Source organism: Microvirga alba (assembly GCF_015694465.1).
In the GTDB taxonomy this organism is placed as follows: Bacteria; Pseudomonadota; Alphaproteobacteria; order Rhizobiales; family Beijerinckiaceae; genus Microvirga; species Microvirga alba.
The window spans coordinates 513,111-530,405 of the sequence record NZ_JADQDO010000002.1 but is presented as its reverse complement, the minus strand read 5'-3'; the positions used below and the strand labels follow the sequence as shown (position 1 = coordinate 530,405).

17 protein-coding genes are annotated in these 17,295 nt (G+C 64.1%); 10 read left to right on the top strand and 7 right to left on the bottom strand.

What is annotated here, in order from left to right:
* Positions 1-220: 220 nt before the first annotated feature.
* A complete protein-coding gene (locus I2H38_RS06780) occupies positions 221-1,477 on the bottom strand; it encodes an MFS transporter (protein WP_229426573.1) in 1,257 nt (418 codons plus the stop codon).
* Between the two features lie 95 nt (positions 1,478-1,572).
* Here I2H38_RS06780 and I2H38_RS06775 point away from each other — a divergent pair, with 95 nt between their 5' ends.
* From I2H38_RS06775 to I2H38_RS06755, 5 genes are all read left to right on the top strand, one after another.
* Complete coding sequence (locus tag I2H38_RS06775) at positions 1,573-2,427, top strand: LysR family transcriptional regulator (RefSeq protein ID WP_196271056.1); 855 nt, start codon at positions 1,573-1,575, stop codon at positions 2,425-2,427.
* A gap of 310 nt (positions 2,428-2,737) precedes the next feature.
* On the top strand, positions 2,738-4,267 hold the full coding sequence (locus I2H38_RS06770; protein WP_196271055.1) for an ATP-binding cassette domain-containing protein: 1,530 nt from the start codon (positions 2,738-2,740) through the stop codon (positions 4,265-4,267).
* A 291-nt stretch (positions 4,268-4,558) separates the two neighbouring features.
* A complete protein-coding gene (locus tag I2H38_RS06765) occupies positions 4,559-5,194 on the top strand; it encodes a 2OG-Fe(II) oxygenase family protein (RefSeq protein ID WP_196271054.1) in 636 nt (211 codons plus the stop codon).
* Positions 5,195-5,239: 45 nt separating this feature from the next.
* Positions 5,240-5,866, top strand: a complete 627-nt coding sequence (locus I2H38_RS06760) for a 2OG-Fe(II) oxygenase (protein ID WP_196271053.1) — start codon at positions 5,240-5,242, stop codon at positions 5,864-5,866.
* Positions 5,863-6,732 carry an FkbM family methyltransferase gene (locus I2H38_RS06755; protein WP_196271052.1) on the top strand — a complete coding sequence of 290 codons (870 nt, stop codon included), beginning with the start codon at positions 5,863-5,865 and terminating at the stop codon, positions 6,730-6,732. Before I2H38_RS06760 ends, I2H38_RS06755 begins: the two co-directional genes overlap by 4 nt.
* A gap of 20 nt (positions 6,733-6,752) precedes the next feature.
* On the opposite strand, the gene I2H38_RS06750 is transcribed toward I2H38_RS06755, so the two are convergent.
* Positions 6,753-7,286, bottom strand: coding sequence for a L,D-transpeptidase family protein (locus I2H38_RS06750; RefSeq protein WP_196271051.1), 534 nt, complete (start codon positions 7,284-7,286; stop codon positions 6,753-6,755).
* Between the two features lie 207 nt (positions 7,287-7,493).
* Between I2H38_RS06750 and I2H38_RS06745 the strand changes: the two genes are divergently transcribed.
* Together I2H38_RS06745 and I2H38_RS06740 are read left to right on the top strand one after the other, a co-directional pair.
* On the top strand, positions 7,494-8,180 hold the full coding sequence (locus I2H38_RS06745; RefSeq protein ID WP_196271050.1) for a response regulator transcription factor: 687 nt from the start codon (positions 7,494-7,496) through the stop codon (positions 8,178-8,180).
* Positions 8,181-8,182: 2 nt separating this feature from the next.
* Positions 8,183-8,677 carry a cyclic nucleotide-binding domain-containing protein gene (locus I2H38_RS06740; RefSeq protein ID WP_196271049.1) on the top strand — a complete coding sequence of 165 codons (495 nt, stop codon included), beginning with the start codon at positions 8,183-8,185 and terminating at the stop codon, positions 8,675-8,677.
* Here the strand turns inward: I2H38_RS06740 and I2H38_RS06735 are convergent.
* The 4 genes from I2H38_RS06735 to I2H38_RS06720 form a co-directional block, all read right to left on the bottom strand.
* Positions 8,674-8,844, bottom strand: a complete 171-nt coding sequence (locus I2H38_RS06735; protein WP_196271048.1) for a hypothetical protein — start codon at positions 8,842-8,844, stop codon at positions 8,674-8,676. The genes I2H38_RS06740 and I2H38_RS06735 overlap by 4 nt on opposite strands.
* A gap of 25 nt (positions 8,845-8,869) precedes the next feature.
* Positions 8,870-9,682 (bottom strand): exodeoxyribonuclease III, encoded by an 813-nt coding sequence (gene xth / locus I2H38_RS06730; protein ID WP_196271047.1) that lies wholly within the window; start codon positions 9,680-9,682, stop codon positions 8,870-8,872.
* Positions 9,683-9,845: 163 nt separating this feature from the next.
* Positions 9,846-10,814, bottom strand: a complete 969-nt coding sequence (locus I2H38_RS06725; RefSeq protein ID WP_229426572.1) for an outer-membrane lipoprotein carrier protein LolA — start codon at positions 10,812-10,814, stop codon at positions 9,846-9,848.
* A 117-nt stretch (positions 10,815-10,931) separates the two neighbouring features.
* Positions 10,932-13,538, bottom strand: a complete 2,607-nt coding sequence (locus I2H38_RS06720; RefSeq protein WP_196271046.1) for a DNA translocase FtsK — start codon at positions 13,536-13,538, stop codon at positions 10,932-10,934.
* 130 nt (positions 13,539-13,668) lie between these two features.
* On the opposite strand from I2H38_RS06720, the gene I2H38_RS06715 reads away from it, so the two are divergent.
* From I2H38_RS06715 to I2H38_RS06705, 3 genes are read left to right on the top strand one after another with little or no spacing between them, the layout of a single operon-like run.
* Entirely contained in the window at positions 13,669-14,052 is a 384-nt protein-coding gene (locus tag I2H38_RS06715) for a hypothetical protein (protein ID WP_196271045.1), read from the top strand.
* A gap of 41 nt (positions 14,053-14,093) precedes the next feature.
* A complete protein-coding gene (locus I2H38_RS06710; protein ID WP_196271044.1) occupies positions 14,094-15,041 on the top strand; it encodes a DUF1775 domain-containing protein in 948 nt (315 codons plus the stop codon).
* Positions 15,042-15,094: 53 nt separating this feature from the next.
* Entirely contained in the window at positions 15,095-15,694 is a 600-nt protein-coding gene (locus I2H38_RS06705) for an SCO family protein (RefSeq protein WP_324617356.1), read from the top strand.
* Between the two features lie 235 nt (positions 15,695-15,929).
* Here I2H38_RS06705 and I2H38_RS06700 read toward each other — a convergent pair whose 3' ends face one another.
* The gene (locus tag I2H38_RS06700) at positions 15,930-17,267 is read right to left on the bottom strand and encodes an ammonium transporter (RefSeq protein ID WP_196271043.1); all 1,338 of its coding nucleotides are present in this window, start codon (positions 17,265-17,267) and stop codon (positions 15,930-15,932) included.
* Between the last annotated feature and the right edge of the window lie 28 nt (positions 17,268-17,295).

Here is a 17,295-nt window from a genome sequence, read left to right as displayed (position 1 = left end):
ATTATTAGGCGGTCTGTGCGCAATGCTTCGTAGGAAGGCTCACGCCATTTCAGCCTCGGGCGCCGCTTCCTCCAGAAGCCATTGCCGAAAAGCCTCGACGACCGGCATGTCGCGCCGGGAGGCGCGGCGTCTGGCGGCGCTCGGCGACCATCTCCTCCTCGATATTGGCCAGGAACCCGCCAAGGTGCGGCGGTCGATCGAGGAGGCTTGCGTCAGGTCTTCATGAGGGAGCGCATGCCGGTCGCAGGTTCGAGGTGCAGAGCGGGAGCGCGGTCAGCACGACCGGAACGATCAGGGCGATCCAGGCGGGGACATATCCGCTGAAATCCACCACGAGCCCGAAGAAATAGGGGCCCAACGACATCGCCAGCAAGCCGATGGTGGAGGCAAACCCGATCGTCGCCGCGATCGCCGTCCTCGGTGCCCGTTCGGCGATCTCCAGGAGAAAAAGCGGGTACCAGCCGATGCCGAAGAAGCCGATTGCCGCGAGAACCGGCACGAGCGTCCACGCCGATGGGGCGGTGGGCAACGCCAGGAAGAAGACGGCTGCCGCCGCGGCCGCGATCATCAGAACGCCGAGCGAGCGGGCGCGCTGTCCGGGCCAGAACCTGTCGCTGAGCCAGGGCGCGAGGACACGGCCGAGGATGCCGATGATCTGGGTCGCCGCGAAGAACGACGCGGCGGAGACAAGCCCCAGCCCCAACCCATCCGCCATGAAAGAGATTGCGTGCGCGGTAAAGGTGAACTGGAACGCCGACATCGCGATGCCTGCCGCCAGCACGCGGCAAAAGCTTTTCTCCCGCAGCAACTGACGGATCAGCGCAGCAAGCGGAATGGGGCGGGCGGCGCTCGTGAGCCCATCGCCCTCGCGCTCCCGATAGAGCGCCCAGAAGAGAACGCCGCCAGCAGCGGCAATTCCGCCTTGTGCCATGACCGCGACCGGCCAGCCATAAAGCGTCGCGAGGAGGGGAAGGCAAAAGGCAGCGATCGCGGTGCCGAGCGGCACGGCCGCCTGCCGAAGACCGGTGGGAAGCCCGCGCTTGCCGGGCGGAAACCAGCGCAGGATCGCGCGCGCACCACCCGGTTGGACGGATGCATAAAGCGCGCCGAGCAGGGTGACGAGGGCGAGGACCGCGACATAGCTCGATGCGACCAGCGCGCCGGTGATCAGGCTGATTCCGATGGCGAGCAGCGTGAGGGAAACCACGCTGCGCTCGCCATAACGATCGATCGCGCGGCCAAGAGCCATCATCGACAGGATCTGGCCGCCGTTCATGGCGGTCACGGCAAGGGCTGCCGAGCTTTGCGACAGATCGAACGTGTCACGCCAGAAAGGGACGAGCGTGTAGACGCCCTGGGATACGAAGGATCCGGCGGTCTGGACCGTGACCGCCACCGCGAGCACCGTGGAAAGCGCAGCACCACCCGGTGCTTCGTCTCGAACCTGATTTGCTGTCGTTGTTGCGGTTTGCATCATCACCTGCCTCTTGTCCCGGCAAGCTAGATGCGGAATGATCATATCTGAACTGCGTTATTGCAGATTTCAATGATAACAAAAATATATCACGCACCATGCAAAACCTCGATCCGGCCTCCCTCCATGCTTTCGTGCTCATCGCCGACCTGAAGAACTTCACGCGGGCCGCCGAGGTTCTGAACACCACCCAGGCGGCTGTCAGCCTCAAGTTGAAGCGTCTGGAGGCGCGCCTCGGGCGGGTCCTCGTCGAACGCACCCCGCGATCCGTCAGGCTCACCTCGGACGGGGTCGCGTTCCTGGAACCGGCCCGCGAGGTCGTCGCGGCGCATCGGCGAGCCGCAGAGGCTTTCACCACGGTGCAAAGCCGCCTCGTCGTGGGCGTCACCCATCACATTGTCGGTGCCGATCTGCCGATGATGCTCAAGCGCCTCAACGAGGCGGATCGCGCGACCGTGCTCGAACTTCGCATCGGAACGACGCGGGCGATCCTCGAGAGCTATGATGCCGGTGCTCTCGATGCCGCCATCGTCGTCCGCTACGACGAGAGCCGACGCGACGGAGAGAAACTCGTCGCCGAGTCCTTCGGCTGGTTCTCAAGCCCGTCCTTCGCGCATTTCGCGGGAGAACCGATTCCGCTGGCCATGCAGGCCGACCCCTGCCGCCTGCGAAAGATGGCGGTTGATTGCCTCGACCGAGCGGGCTTGCCATGGCGGGAGGCGTTCATCGGAGGTGGCGTGGCGACCATCGGTTCGGCGGCCGCTGCCGGGATCGCGGTCGCGGCGCTCGCCAGGCGTGTCGCTCCCGGCGGAACCATCGATGTCGGTGACCGGCTTGGTCTTCCGCCATTGCCCGCGCGCGATGTGATGCTGCACTCCAAAGTCTCGACGCCTCAGGGCCGTGCGGCCCTTCGAAGCCTTGCTGCGGCCTTCAAGGCAACCGCTAGTGCCTGACAGGGGAGTTGTCTTTCGCGACGGCCACCGTTAAATTCTTGATCAGATCCACGATGCCAACCAAGGGAGGGCTGCATGTGTGAGCAACACCATCTTCGCATGTTCGGCCCCTGGAACGCCCTGCAGCAGCTTGTTGCAGGGCCGGCCATGAAACGGATCTGACGGGTTTTCCCGTCCTTATCTCATCTCAGGTCAGCTCTGAACGGCTTATCCGCCGAGGCCTCGCAGGCTTCGCGCGTCTGACGAACGTTCAAGATATTTCGCGCGCCGCCGCCATGATGCGGGCGCGCTGCACCTCAAGAGATGAAAAATGGGCTCGATCAGCCTTCGCAATGTCACCGTTCTTGCACAAACCCCGCTGTTTCAGGATCTGAACCTCGTCATCGGCGAGCGGGATCGCCTCGGTCTCGTGGCCGGCAATGGCGCGGGAAAATCAACGCTCCTCAAATGTCTCGCGGGCCTGTCCGAGCCGACCCACGGCGAGATCCTCCGTTCGCGGGGCATGCGCATTGCGCTCGTCGAGCAGGACGTCCCGGAGGCCCTGTTCGACTTGCCCCTTCACGAGGCCGTCTCGCGTGCCCTTCCGCCGTTTGAGCGGGACGGCCAGGAATGGCGGGTCGATGTGGTCCTCGACGAATTCGAGACGCCGCTCGATCTGCGCGAGCGGCCGGTGCGGGCGCTCAGCGGCGGCTGGCAGCGTCTGGCGTTGATCGCCCGCGCCTGGGTCACGGAGCCGGACGCGCTTCTACTCGATGAGCCGACCAATCACCTCGATCTCGAAAAGCTTCTGCTCCTGGAGCGCTGGATCGCCAGCGCGGCCGGGTCGATTCCCATGGTGATCGCCAGCCACGACCGCGATTTTCTTCAAGCCTGCACGACGAAGACGCTCTTCTTGCGGCCCGAAAATTCGGTGAGCTTCGCGCATCCCTATCGCCGGGCTCGCGATCTGCTCGATGCGCATGATGCGGCGCTTGCCGACAGGAACGAGAAGGACCGGCGGGAAATCAAACGGCTGCGGCAGAATGCGGGCGAACTCCGCAATGTCGGCATCAACAGCGGCAGCGATCTTCTCCTGACCAAGGCCAAGCAGCTTAAGAACCGCGCGCAGGCGCTGGAGGAGGGGTTGCAGGCGGTGCACAAGGAGCGCTCGGGCGAGATCCGCCTCGCCAATCGCGGCACGCATGCCAAGGTTCTCGCCGCGCTGGAAAACGTCGCCGTGCGCAAGCCCGATGGCGGGCGTCTGTTCGAAATTCCGAAGCTCGAGGTCGCTCAGCGCGACCGTATCGTGCTGTTGGGACGCAACGGAGCGGGCAAGTCGCAGCTCATCCGGCTGCTTCACAAGGCCATGAGCGCCGCCGATGGGCAGACCGGCATCAAGGTCAGCCCGTCCGTGGTGCTCGGCTATACGGATCAGGACATGTCGCAATTGCCGAACAAGGCGACGCCGCTCGACTTCATCCTTTCCACGTTCCGCCTCGGCGACCAGAAAAGCCTCAGCCTGCTTGCGGGCGCGGGCTTCTCCATCGAGAAACAGCAGCAGCCGATCGCGAAACTTTCAGCCGGCCAGAAGGCGCGGCTCGGGCTCCTGGCGTTGCGCCTTTCCGAGCCCAACTTCTACCTGATGGACGAACCCACCAACCACGTGGACATTCCGGGCCGGGAGCAGCTGGAGGCCGAGATTCTGTCGTCGGACGCCACCAGCATCGTGGTCTCTCACGACCGAAGTTTCGTGAAAACGATCGGCACGCGTTTCCTCGTGATCGAGGGCACGAAGCTGAAGGAAGTCGACTCGCCGGAGGTGTTCTACAAGGCGATGGGGGCCGATGCCCCGCCGCGATAGGCGCGGCAGGCCAAAAAGCTCGAACAAAGGGGATCGGCGGAGCCTTCCTTGTTCGGCAAACCTTATCGGGAGCGCCCATCTGAGAGCGCGAACGGCACCCGCTTTACGATCCAGCTAAAGTATAAAAGGGCCTTCTCTGTCGCCGGGTCTCTAAAACCCTAGATGGGTCCATAGCCTGGGAATGCTCTTCCCAGGCGACCCGGGGGGCTGAACGGCGGTCGCTGGCTTTTGCGGTGATTTCCGTAGGGGCATGTCGTCGGGTCGTGTCACATCGGATGATGGGATCGGGCCATGAATTATCTGGATCTCGACGCGCTCGCGGAAACACCGCTGACGAGTCAGCCTTTCGAACACGTGATCGTCCCCAATTTCGTACCGCGCGATGCTTTCCGGAAAGTCGTCAATGATTTTCCGACTGTACCGGGCGCGGGTTCGCATCCTCCAGCCGAACTCAAGATCAAGGGACATTTCGCCGAGTTGATCCGCGAACTTCACGCAGACGCCTTCCGCGAGGCGGTCGAGGAGAAGTTCGATGTGGACCTCGCGGGACGGCCGACCATGTACACGGTCCGCGGTTTCTTACGGATGAAGGACGGGGCGATTCACACCGACAGCACGACGAAGATCATCACTGTGCTTCTCTATCTCAACGAGGATTGGGACCATGATGGCGGCCGTCTTCGTCTGTTGAAGAATGGAACCGATCTCGAAGACTACGTCGCCGAGATCCCGCCGGTGAACGGAACGCTTCTCGTGTTCCGCCGCTCCAACAATTCCTGGCACGGGCATAAGCCCCATGAGGGCCGCCGCCGCGCGATCCAGTTCAACTGGGTGACGGAGCAGAGGGTGGTGACGAAGGAACAATCGCGTCATCGCCTGTCGACCCGGATCAAGAAAATCAAGAGCTTCTTCTCTCCTGCAGCGTGAGGTCTGCTCTTCGCGGTCCGATCAATTCTTCTGGTGCACCCCCCGATGACGTCTCTCCTGAACGCCGAATCCATCCGCCAAAGCCAATACGCAGCCGATCCCTATCCGCACTTTCTCGGAGCCAATTTTTTGCGGGCGGAAGCGATCCCTGCCTTGCGCCGCGATTTCCCCGAAATCACGAAACCGGGCTACCTGACGGTCGACGACGTTGAACTCAAAGGAGCCTTCCGGGATCTCATCCGGGAGTTGGAAAGTCCCGAACTCACCGAGGTTCTCTCCGCCCGGTTCGGGATCGACCTTCACCCCTATCCGCGCCTGACCACGATCATGAAACGCTCGCAACCGAAATACGGTGCGATTCATACGGATGGCCCGTCGAAGGTCATGACGATGCTCGTCTACATGAATGACGAATGGCAGCAGGGAGAGGGTGGCCGCCTGCGCGCGCTCTATAACGGGACCGATTTCGAGCCTTACGCCTGCGAGGTGCCGCCGATCATGGGCTCCGTGTTCGGCTTCCTGCGAACCGACAATTCCTGGCATGGACACAGGCCGTTTGCCGGCGAGCGCGGCGTCGTCCAGATCGCCTGGATCAAGGATCAAAAGGAACTCGACCGGAAGCGCCGTCGCAACAGCTTTGCCCAGGTCCTCAAGGGTGTATTCGGCCGTTGAGCGCGCTGGTTTCCGAAACGAAGCACGAAAGCTTTGGGTCGTTCGGCGAGGCGCCTTTCGGGGCGTTTTCTCCATCGACCGTGACCGGCTTCGGCATCGCGTTGACCCGCCGTCTGCCGCGCGGGTGGTTCGGCCGCCGCGCGGCTCTCATTGTCCGTCGCGCGGTCCGCTGGCTCCTGCAAGGGCGGCCCGTCGATACGGTCGTCTTCGGGGCGCGAATGCGCCTCTTTGCCTCCGGCAATACCTGCGAAGGGCGGATCCTCTTTACGCCACACCATTTCGACCCGGACGAGCTTTCGTTTCTCGACGCGCGGGTCCGTGAAGGCTTCAAGTTCGTGGATGTGGGGGCGAATGTCGGTCCCTACACGTTTTTCGCGGCGTCGCTGGGCGCGCGCGTGCTCGCTTTCGAGCCGCAGCCCGATCTTTTCGACCGCTTGGCGTATAATCTGCGCCAGAACGATCTGCCGAACGTGAAGGCGGTCAATTGCGCTCTCGCGGATCGCGACGGCGACGTGGTGATGTTCATCGACACCCGGAACAAGGGGCAGTCGAGCATCCAGATCATGCCGGCGGGCGAAACGCTGAGCAGCCTGAAGGTGAACGCGATCACGCTCCTTCGAGCGCTGCAGGAGGAGGCCTTCGAGCGGCCCGATCTCGTCAAGCTGGATGTGGAAGGCGCGGAGGGTCTCATTCTCGAGCCGTTTTTCCGAGAGGCTCCCGAGCACCTTTGGCCCCTCATGTTCATGATCGAACGGACCCATTACACAGCGACGAATAATGCCGCCCAGGCGCTCGAGCGGGTCGGATACAATCTGATGCTGACCACGCGGCTGAACATGGTCTATGAGAGGATACCGGACGCGTAGCGCAGCAGCCGCGTGGCTTCCTATCCCACGATTTCGATCTTGGTTTTTGGTCCGACGCGCTCCAGCAGCCGGCGGATCATGCGTTGCTCGACGGCGACGCAGCCCTCCGTCGGTTGGAAGCCGGGGCGGGCGAGGTGGAGGAAGATCGCGCTGCCCTTTCCGCGCGTGATGGGGCCACGATTCCAGCCGATATCGACCACGATGTCATAGAGATGGTCGTCCCGCCACATGGTCTCGTGGCTCGTGGCGCAGGGGAGCGGGACGAGGCGGTTATAGCGCCGGTCCTTCGGATCGTCCGACCAGCCGTCGCCGCGGCGAATCGGTCGCAGGCGCAGGCCCGAACGGGGGCGTGGACCATGATCAGCCCGGTAGAAGGCCTGGAGCAGGGCAAACCGCCCCACCGGCGATGCGCCGTCGCCCTCACGCTTGGCGTGCCTCGTGCCGGAACGCCCGAGCGCGCAAGGCATCACGAGATTTCCGGCCTCCAGTCGCCCCTGGCGATGGTCGAGCGGAGATCGATAAACGCGGATGAGGTTGACGTGGGTGCGCTTCATCGGCAGTGGAAGGGCTGGTCAAGGCCCTTGTTGTCAAGCTGGGAGTGACTACTCTAACGGCTAGAGCATGATCAAGAAAAGTGGGTTAAGTCTTTTCCGAAACGATCATGCGTGAATAAAAGGACATGAGCGGGCGCGATGACTTGCAGCAAGTCGGCGCGTTTCTTTTGACCGCTCGTTGAGTTCCATCGTGTTGAAGGGTTTGAGATGTCGAATGCCAGCCGACTCCTCGTCGTGGATGACGATCGGGACCTGCGCGACACCCTCGCCGAGCAGCTGGGCTTCTACGAAGAGTTTCAGGTCGTCACCGCCGAATCGGCGGCCGAGGCCATCGAGGCGGTGAAGGTCGACCGGATCGATCTCGCCATCATGGATGTGGGCCTGCCCGACATGGACGGCCGCGACGCGGTCAAGGTCATGCGCCGCGAGGGCTTTCGCAGCCCGATCATCATGCTCACCGCGCAAGGATCGGATACCGACACGGTGATGGGCCTCGAGGCCGGTGCCAACGACTATGTGGTGAAGCCGTTCAAATTCGCCGTGCTTCTCGCCCGTATCCGGGCGCAGCTGCGCCAATACGAGGCGAGCGAGGATGCGGTGTTCCAGATCGGCCATTATACGTTCCGTCCGGGCTCAAAGCTCCTCACCACGGAAAAGGGCTCGAAGCTCAAGCTGACGGAAAAGGAAACGGCGATCCTGCGCTATCTTTACCGCGCCGGTCAGGCCGTGGTCGGGCGCGACACCCTGCTGACCGAGGTCTGGGGCTACAATTCCAACGTCACGACCCACACCCTCGAGACGCATATCTACCGTCTGCGCCAGAAGATCGAAACCGATCCCTCCAATGCCCGCATCCTCGTCACCGAGCCCGGCGGCTACAAGCTGATCCCGTAAAAATGGCGCTCGAAGACGACATCACGATCCTGTCCGGCGCGCCCCTGTTCAACCTGCTCGACCGGGACGCCCTTCGCCTCGTGGCTTTTGCCGCCGAGAGCCGCGTCCTACGCGCGGGCGACACGCTGTTTCGCAAGGGCGATCGCTCGGATGGCGGCTTTGTGGTTGTGAAGGGCGCCATTGCGCTCGACGCCAATGACGACGGATCGCCGGCGGCCTTCATCGCCGGGCCGGGGGCTGTCATCGGCAAGGCGGCCTTGTTCGCCCGCATCGAGCGCCCGGCGACCGCCACCGCCCGCGAGCCCTCGACGGTCATTCGGGTCTCCCCCAGCCTGATGCGCCGCGTGCTCGAAGAATTCCCCGCCGCCGCCGCCGCCATGGAACAGGCGATGGCCGAGGAGTTGACCCGCCTGTCGCGCGGGCTGGAGCAGGTGCGCCAGAAACTGATCGCGATCGATGGCGAGGAGATACCGGCGGTCGCGCCGGACGAATCTTAAAAGTTAAGGCGCTCCTGCGTATGACCGGCCAGATAGAGGGCCTTGGGATCGGGCTTCGGTGTCATCCCAACGGGCGGAAGGCGCGCGTCGACGACGACCACATCCGCATGGTTCAAATGGTCGGCCAACCATTTCGCCGAAACGAGAAAGGGAGATTTTTCGGTCATTCGAGAAAGACTCATGAAAGAAAAATCAAAGCTCCAGCACCGCCGTCACCGGCGCGTGGTCCGAGGGACGCTCCCAGCCGCGGGTTTCGCGGGTGACCTCGACGGAGCGGATCGTGCCGGCGAGGTTCTGCGACAGCCAGATATGGTCGAGGCGGCGGCCCTTGTTGGCGGCGGCCCAATCGGGCGAGCGGTAGCTCCACCAGGAATAGATCTTTTCCGGTTCAGGCCTGATATGCCGCATGGCGTCGGCCCAGCCGCCTTCCTGGCGCAATTCCTCCAGGGCGGCGGTTTCGATGGGGGTGTGGCTGACCACGTCCAAAAGCTGCTTGTGGCTCCAGACGTCGTGTTCCAGTGGCGCGACATTGAGATCGCCCACGAGAATCGCGGGCGTGGCGGTGGGCTTTGCCCGGCCGCCCCAGCCACGCAACTCTTCCATGAATTGCAGCTTGTGGCGGAACTTCTCGTTCAGTTCCGGGTCCGGAATATCGCCGCCGGCAGGCACGTAAAAGTTGTGGATCACGAGGCCCGAGGCTGCCTTGGCCTGGGTTAGGGTCACGGTGATGTGGCGCGCATCGGCCCTGCCGCACATTTCCATGATGCTGGTCTGCGAAAATGGATAGCGGGAGAGGATCGCGACGCCGTTATAGCCCTTCTGGCCCATGTGGACGACGAAGGGATAGCCGCAGGCCTGGAGTTCTTTCAGCGGAAACTTGTCGTCCGGGCATTTCGTCTCCTGCAAGCACAGGATGTCGGGCCGCTGCTCTTGCAGGAACCGGCGCACCTGATCGATGCGCAGGCGGACGGAATTGATGTTCCAGGTGGAGACGGACAGTTTCACGGCAAGGCCTCGTTTCGGACGGACCTCTCCGGGCTACGACAGATTCTCTCGCGAGGGAAGCGCGCCGGAGGTCCCACTGTCATTCCGGGGTGTCATTCTGGGGCCGCGAAAGCGGAGCCCGGAAGGACACCGGTGGAAGGTAGCGATACGGGCGGTCCTTATTCTACCGGCTGCTGCCGATCGTCGGCGCGTTCGGAATGCGGAAGAGGCTCTGGTCGATGCGCCTGCTGCGATCCGTCTTATTGAGCATCACCACGGTCTGGAACCCTTGCGGATCGACGATCCGCCATTGCGTCAGGGTTTGCACCGCGGGATCGAAATAGAGCGTAATGCGGGAGGTGCCCCCGAGGGTCGAGCTGTCCTCCAGATTGACGCGGACGGAGTTCGGCTCGCTGGTGACGCCGGTGACGGCGATGTCGCGGCCGAGATTGACCTGCTCGCGCAGCAGGAATTTCAGCGGCGTCTGCTGGATGAAATAGAGATCCTGCGTCAGGAGCTTTTTGTCCCGCACCGCGACCGAGGTGCCGTCTGCGATGACTTCCAGGGTCGCGGGCGGATCGTAGTCGAACCTAAGCTTGCCGGGGCGCTGGAGATAGAGGGTGCCGCCGAGCCTGCGGCCATCGCCGCCAATTTGCGTGAAATCCGCCACAAGCGTGCCGAGGCCGGTGAAATAGGCGTTCGCCCGGTCGACGATCTCCTGGTTCGAGAGGTGCTCGACCTTGGCGGTCGCGGCAGCGCCAGCCGCGGCGGCCACGACGGGCTTCGGTGTGATGACGATGGGCTCGTCCGCGCGGAATTCCGCTTGCGCGACGGGGGGCATCGGCCGGACCGGAGGCAGCGGGGCTCGCGCAGCCATGGCCGGCTCCGCCTTGGGTTCAGGCTTGGCGGGAGCGTCGGCCTCCCCTTTGGCGGCCGGCTGCGCTGCGTGCGGTCGGAATGTCGCGGTCGGCAGGGGAGCGGCGGAGAGGTTGAATCCCTCGGCCGCTGAGGCAATTGTCGCGGGCGCGGCGGAGGGCCGCTGCGGCGGGAGGATCATCTCCATCGGAAGGACCTGAGCCGCAGCCGGAAACGCTCCCGCGCCCGCCGTGGCGGCAAGGATCGTCGCAAGGCCTGCAAGGCTCGAAAACCGCATCCGAAGAAACTCCTCGACTCTGTACACAGGGCGGTGCGCTAACGGTTCGGTATGGCTATTCAATGGCTTAGCCATTCGATGACGCGCCGCGCGGGATTCGGTTCCCAAACCGCGCGCTTAATCCTCGTCCACCCCGGCGGACTCGAGCAGGATGTCGCGCTTACCCGCGTGGTTCGCGGGTCCCACGATGCCCTCTTTCTCCATGCGCTCCATGAGCGAGGCGGCGCGGTTATAGCCGATCTGCAACCGGCGCTGGATGTAAGAGGTCGAAGCCTTCTTGTCGCGCAGGACCACGGCGATGGCCTGATCGTAGAGATCGCCCGAGCCGGAGCCGAACTCGCCCTGGTCGAAGACCGGCGTGTCGCCGCCGCCGCCGCCCTCGTCCTCGTCCGCCGTGACGGCTTCGAGATATTGCGGACGGGCCTGGCGCTTGAGATGGGCCACCACCTTCTCTACTTCCTCGTCGGAGCAGAAGGGGCCGTGGACGCGGGTGATGCGTCCGCCGCCCGCCATGTAGAGCATATCGCCCTGGCCGAGCAGCTGCTCTGCGCCCATCTCGCCGAGAATGGTGCGTGAGTCGATCTTCGACGTGACCTGGAAGGAGATGCGGGTCGGGAAGTTCGCCTTGATCGTGCCGGTGATGACGTCCACCGACGGGCGCTGCGTCGCCAGGATCACATGGATGCCCGCCGCGCGTGCCATCTGGGCGAGACGCTGGATCGCGCCTTCGATGTCTTTTCCGGCCACCATCATCAGGTCGGCCATCTCGTCGACGATGACGACGATGTAGGGCAGGGGCTCGAGATCCATGATCTCGTCCTCATAGATCGCCTGCCCGGTTTCCTTCTCGAAGCCGGTCTGAACCGTGCGGGTAATGACCTCGCCACGGGCTTTGGCTTCCGAGACGCGCGCGTTGAAGCCGTCGATGTTGCGCACGCCGAGCTTCGACATCTTCTTGTAGCGATCCTCCATCTCGCGTACCGCCCATTTGAGCGCGACCACCGCCTTCTTGGGGTCGGTCACGACGGGCGTGAGCAGATGCGGAATGCCGTCATAGACCGACAATTCCAGCATCTTGGGATCGACCATGATCAGGCGGCATTCCTCAGGCTTGAGGCGATAGACCAGCGACAGAATCATGGTGTTGATGGCGACCGATTTACCGGAGCCGGTGGTGCCCGCGACGAGCAGGTGCGGCATGCGGGCAAGATCCGCGATCACCGGTTCGCCGCCGATGGTCTTGCCGAGGCAGAGCGCGAGCTTCTGCTTGGTCGATTCGAAATCCTGGCTCGCCAGGAGTTCGCGCAGGAAAACCGTTTCGCGCTTGTGGTTCGGCAATTCGATGCCGATGGCGTTGCGGCCTTGCACCACCGCGACGCGGGCCGAAATCGCGCTCATGGAGCGGGCGATGTCGTCGGCGAGCGAAATCACGCGCGAGGATTTGGTGCCCGGCGCGGGTTCGAGCTCATAGAGCGTGACCACGGGGCCGGGACGCACGTTGATGATCTCGCCCTTGACGCCGAAATCCTCGAGCGTGCCTTCGAGAAGCGTTGCGTTCTGCTCCAGCGCGTCGGCGGAGACGAGGGGACCCGCAGGCTTCTTCGGCTCGGCCAGGAGGTTCAACGCGGGCAGGGCGTAATCGCCGTTGTCGAGCAGCGAAGGCTGCGCCTCGCGAGCCATGCGGCGGCCGGGCTTTGGCGCGGCCGGCGCTGGCGCCACGCGGTTCGGGGTCGGTTCGGGGTGTGACACCCTGGAGGCGCTCGGTGGCGCGGGGGCGTAATCGTCCTCTGGGCCCCAAGGCTCCTCGTCCTCGTCATGCATCGGAGTGGCGGCCGGCGCCGGTCGTGCGCGGGGCGGAGCGCCGTCAAGGGTCGGTTCACGGCGGGTGAAGCCCGCCTCGGCCGCTCCGCGTTTCGAGCCGCCGGGCGCGGGAATATAGTCGTCTTCGTCGTGGTTGCGGCGTTCGCTCCAGCGACGCGCGGCTCCGCGCACGCTCATCAGGCCATGGGCGAGCGCGCCGAGGGACACGATGCCCCAGCCGGGCTCGTCATGCCCCACATCTTCGGAATCCTCCCAATCGGAGGTCTTGGGCTTCCGCTTGGCGGGGCGAGGCTCTTCGAATTCCTCCGGCTCCGGACGATGCCGCTCCTCTGCGAGGCCGAGGCCGCAGGCGGCGGTCAGGCTCAAAATCGCGATGCCCGCGAAGACGAAGCCGAGAATGCCGACCGACGAGCCGCTCGACAGGCCGGTCACGGCCTTCGCGCCGGCCAGAATCGCATCGCCCACCACGCCGCCGAGGCCCGTCGGCAAGGGCCAGCGGTCGGTGGCGGGAAGTGTGCCGGCGAGTGCGGTCGCAGAACCCGCGCCGAGAACCCAGAGCACCAGGCGCAGTTGCGTGCGGCCGAGTTCGCCCGACTTCATCAGCCGCCAACCCCAGAGCGCCAGCGGCAGCAGGGCCCCGATGGCGCCCAACCCCAAGAGTTGCATGAACAGATCGGCGACGATGGCACCCGGCCAGCCGAGCATGTTGCGCACGGGCAGATCGGTGGCATTGTTCAGGCTCGGATCGTCGACGGACCAGGTCGCGAGCGCCACCGCCACGGCTCCGGAGAGCGCGATGAGGAACAGGCCGATCAATTCCTGCGCCCGACGGGCGAAAAAGGCCCGCAAGGCGCTGGAAAGCCCGTCATAGGCGGAATTGGAGGAACGGCGGACCGTGCGCATCGATTGACTCGACCAGGATCTAAAAATGACTCGCCGTCACTCTAGAACAGGCGGGTTAAGGGTCCTTTAACCCTACGGCCACCCTTTTTCCGTTGTTGACGAGGAATGGGGAAGGAGTCATGTCCCAGCCATGGCGAACAGGGCATTCATGACCGGGTGGAAGCGGGCCGCGATCACGGCCACGATCGCTTATGCCTTGGCTGTGCAGGCCCTGCTTCTGTCGTTCAGCGGCGCGCTCCATGCGGGGTCGGTCAATCTGCCGCAGGGGATTCTCTGCGCGTGGGACGCGACACCGAGCCCGGATCAGTCCCCGGCCAAGGCCCATGACGGCGTGTGCTGCATATTGGGCTGCAACGGTTCGGTTTCCGCTGCCGGACCGGTTCCAGCCTTCGCAGTCCTTGAACAGGTTCTGCCCGTCGCGATCCTCGTCGGCTTTTCCCTGGAAACGCCGTTTCTTCGCGTCGCCTCCAAAGTCCTGCCGGTGGGGTCGCGCGCGCCGCCGCGCCTCGGTTGATCTTTCGTCGACCCTATCAACCGAAACTCAGGACAAATCCCATGAAACTGTCGCTTACCAGTGGCGCGCTTGTCGCGGCCGCCTCGATTGCCATTGCTTCGCCCGTTTTCGCTCACGCCACGCTGGAGACCGCGCAGGCCGCGCCTAATTCCACCTACAAGGCGGTGGTGCGCATCGGCCATGGCTGCGCAGGCCAGCCGACCTTGAAGGTCCGCGTGCGCATCCCCGAGGGCGTGATCGCGGTCAAGCCGATGCCCAAGGCGGGCTGGGCGCTGGAAACCACCAAAGGCGCCTACGCCAAGACCTATCAGCTCTATGGCGATCAGGTCGCGGAGGGCGTCACCGGAATCGTCTGGTCGGGTTCGCTCGACGATGGCTATTACGACGAGTTCGTGTTCCAGGCGCGGGTGACCGATGCCTTCCAGCCGGGCGAGACGGTCTATTTCCCGGTCGTGCAGGAATGCGCCACCGCCAAGGAGGAATGGACGCAAATCCCGGCCGCCGGACAGGATGCGCACAGCCTCAAGTCGCCCGCTCCCGGCGTGAAGATCGTCGCTGCGGCCTCCGGCGCGCCCGCTGCGATCAAGGCGGGGGCGCTCACGATCGAGCAACCCTGGTCGCGCGCGACGCCGGTGGGCGCGAAGGTTGGCGGCGGCTACCTGCGCATCACCAACACGGGCAAGGAATCAGACCGGCTGATCGGCGGCTCGTTCCCATTGGCTTCAAAAGTCGAGGTGCATGAAATGTCCGTGCAGGACAATGTCATGCGCATGAAGCCGGTCGAGGGCGGCCTTGAAATCAAGCCGGGCGAGAGCGTCGAATTGAAGCCCGGTGGCTACCATCTCATGTTGATGGACCTGAAGGAGCCGCTGAAGGAGGGCCAGACCTTCAAGGGCACGCTGGTCTTCGAGAAGGCCGGGACAGTGAATGTGGATTACACGATCCGCTCCATGGCCGGTCAGGGCGCGGCGACCGAGCATAAGCACTAGCGGTTTTCCGTCACGGGATGCCTCGTTTCGGCGGGGCATCCGATCTGGAGACGATGATGGTTCTCAAACGATCTCTGTTGTTGCCGTTAGGCCTCTTTCTCACCGCCGCGCTGGCGCTTCTCATCACGGTGCTGTTGCTGGTGCCCGAGCCGAAACAGAACGCGGCGCGGGTGCCGATCGGCGGGCCGTTCCAGTTGACCTCGCAAGAGGGCAAGCCGTTCTCGGACGAGGATTTGAAGGGCAAGCCCTTCGCGATCTTCTTCGGGTTCACCCATTGCCCGGAGGTCTGCCCGACCACGCTCTACGACCTGACCCAGGATCTCGAATCCCTGGGCAAGGATGCGGACAAGATGAGGGTGGTCTTCGTCACCGTCGATCCGGCGCAAGACACGCCGGAGCTGATGAAGACCTATCTCTCCTCCTTCGATCCGCGCATCGTCGGGCTGACCGGCTCGGATGAGGAGATCGCGGCGGTGGCGAAGGCCTACAAGGTCTATTACCGCAAGGTCCCGACCGATTCCGGTTACACCATGGACCACACGGCGACGATCTTCCTGATGGACAGTAAGGGCGACTTCTACGGCGCGTCGAACTTTCAGGAATCGGAGGATGTCCGGCGCGGAAAGCTGAAGCAGCTCATCAAGAACGGGTGAGTCCCAACCCAGCGTCATTCCGGGGCCGCGCAGCGGAGCCCGGAACCCAGAGCCGCTGAGGTGGGCGGATAGAGGACCACGGAGGCCGCCGCCTCTTATCCGGCTCCGTTGGCGTTTATGGGTTCCGGGCTCTCGCATGCTCGCCCCGGAATGACGGAGAACACCGACATGAAAAAGCCCCGGCCTTTGCGACCGGGGCTTTTCCTTTTTCGAGCCTCTGGAAGGCTTCGTTATGTCAGTAATTATAGGCCCGCTCACCATGGCTGGCGAGGTCGAGGCCTTCGCGCTCGGCTTCCTGCGTCACGCGCAAGCCCACGATCACATCGACGATCTTGAACAGGATGGCCGAGCCGATGCCGGTCCAGGCAATGGTGATCACCACCGCGATGAATTGCGTCCAGACCTGGCCGCCGATCGAGTATTCGCCCGCGCCGAGGCCGCCGAGGGAGGGGGCAGCGACGATGCCGGTGCCGATGGCGCCGACGATGCCGCCGACGCCGTGGATGCCGAACACATCGAGGGCGTCGTCATAGCCGAGCGCGTTCTTCACGGCCGTCACCGCGAAGTAGCAGACGACGCCCGCCACGAGGCCGAGCACGATGGAGCCCATCGGGCCGGAAAGACCGGCGGCGGGGGTGATCGCGACGAGGCCCGCCACCGCGCCGGAGGCGAGACCGAGAAGCGAACCCTTCCCCTTGCCGAGTGCTTCGACGGCCATCCAGGCGAGACCGGCGGCGGCAGGCGCAAGGATGGTGTTGATCACGGCGAGCGCCGCCGTGCCGGTGGCCTCCAGGTTCGAGCCCGCGTTGAAGCCGAACCAGCCGACCCAGAGCAGGCACGCGCCGACGAAGGTCAGTGTCAGCGAGTGCGGAGCCAAAAGGTCCCGGCCGTAGCCGATGCGCTTGCCGATCAGGAGTGCGCCCACAAGGCCGGCGACGCCGGAATTGATGTGGACCACCGTGCCGCCGGCAAAATCAAGCGCGCCGAGGCCGAAGAGATAGCCTTCCGAGAACCACACCATGTGGGCGACGGGGAAGTAGACGAAGGTGACCCACAACGCCGTGAACAGAAGCACCGCGCCGAACTTGATGCGTTCGGCGAAGGCGCCGACGATCAGGGCGGGCGTGATGGCCGCGAAGGTGAGCTGGAACGCCAGGAAGGCGAGTTCGGGAATCGCCACGCCCTTGGTGAAGGTGTCGGCGGTCGTCTCCGTCGTCACGCCGGCGAGGAAGGCCTTGGAGAAGCCGCCGATGAATGCGCCGACGCTGCCCGGACCGGCGGTGAAGGCGAGTGAATAGCCGTAAAAGACCCAGATGATCGCCACCAGACAGAAGATGGCGAGAACCTGGGTCAGCAGGGAGAGCATGTTCTTGGTGCGGACGAGGCCGCCATAGAACAGGGCGAGGCCCGGGATGGTCATGAGGATCACGAGGATGGTGGAGGTCAGCATCCAGGTGGTGTCGCCCTTGTTGACGGTCGCAGCGGCGGCGCCTTGCGCCAAAGCGGGGGTGAGGGCGATCAGGCTCAAACCCAATCCCCCCAAGGCGGTCGTGACACGGGTACGAAGATTCATCGGACTAAAACTCCGGAAAGACGAGGGA

Coding starts and splice junctions, on each gene's coding strand:
- I2H38_RS06780 (WP_229426573.1), bottom strand. CDS start 1,477: ATGATGCAAACCGCAACAACGACAGCAAATCAGGTTCGAGACGAAGCA.
- I2H38_RS06775 (WP_196271056.1), top strand. CDS start 1,573: ATGCAAAACCTCGATCCGGCCTCCCTCCATGCTTTCGTGCTCATCGCC.
- I2H38_RS06770 (WP_196271055.1), top strand. CDS start 2,738: ATGGGCTCGATCAGCCTTCGCAATGTCACCGTTCTTGCACAAACCCCG.
- I2H38_RS06765 (WP_196271054.1), top strand. CDS start 4,559: ATGAATTATCTGGATCTCGACGCGCTCGCGGAAACACCGCTGACGAGT.
- I2H38_RS06760 (WP_196271053.1), top strand. CDS start 5,240: ATGACGTCTCTCCTGAACGCCGAATCCATCCGCCAAAGCCAATACGCA.
- I2H38_RS06750 (WP_196271051.1), bottom strand. CDS start 7,286: ATGAAGCGCACCCACGTCAACCTCATCCGCGTTTATCGATCTCCGCTC.
- I2H38_RS06745 (WP_196271050.1), top strand. CDS start 7,494: ATGTCGAATGCCAGCCGACTCCTCGTCGTGGATGACGATCGGGACCTG.
- I2H38_RS06740 (WP_196271049.1), top strand. CDS start 8,183: ATGGCGCTCGAAGACGACATCACGATCCTGTCCGGCGCGCCCCTGTTC.
- I2H38_RS06735 (WP_196271048.1), bottom strand. CDS start 8,844: ATGACCGAAAAATCTCCCTTTCTCGTTTCGGCGAAATGGTTGGCCGAC.
- I2H38_RS06725 (WP_229426572.1), bottom strand. CDS start 10,814: ATGCGGTTTTCGAGCCTTGCAGGCCTTGCGACGATCCTTGCCGCCACG.
- I2H38_RS06720 (WP_196271046.1), bottom strand. CDS start 13,538: ATGCGCACGGTCCGCCGTTCCTCCAATTCCGCCTATGACGGGCTTTCC.
- I2H38_RS06715 (WP_196271045.1), top strand. CDS start 13,669: ATGGCGAACAGGGCATTCATGACCGGGTGGAAGCGGGCCGCGATCACG.
- I2H38_RS06710 (WP_196271044.1), top strand. CDS start 14,094: ATGAAACTGTCGCTTACCAGTGGCGCGCTTGTCGCGGCCGCCTCGATT.
- I2H38_RS06705 (WP_324617356.1), top strand. CDS start 15,095: ATGATGGTTCTCAAACGATCTCTGTTGTTGCCGTTAGGCCTCTTTCTC.
- I2H38_RS06700 (WP_196271043.1), bottom strand. CDS start 17,267: ATGAATCTTCGTACCCGTGTCACGACCGCCTTGGGGGGATTGGGTTTG.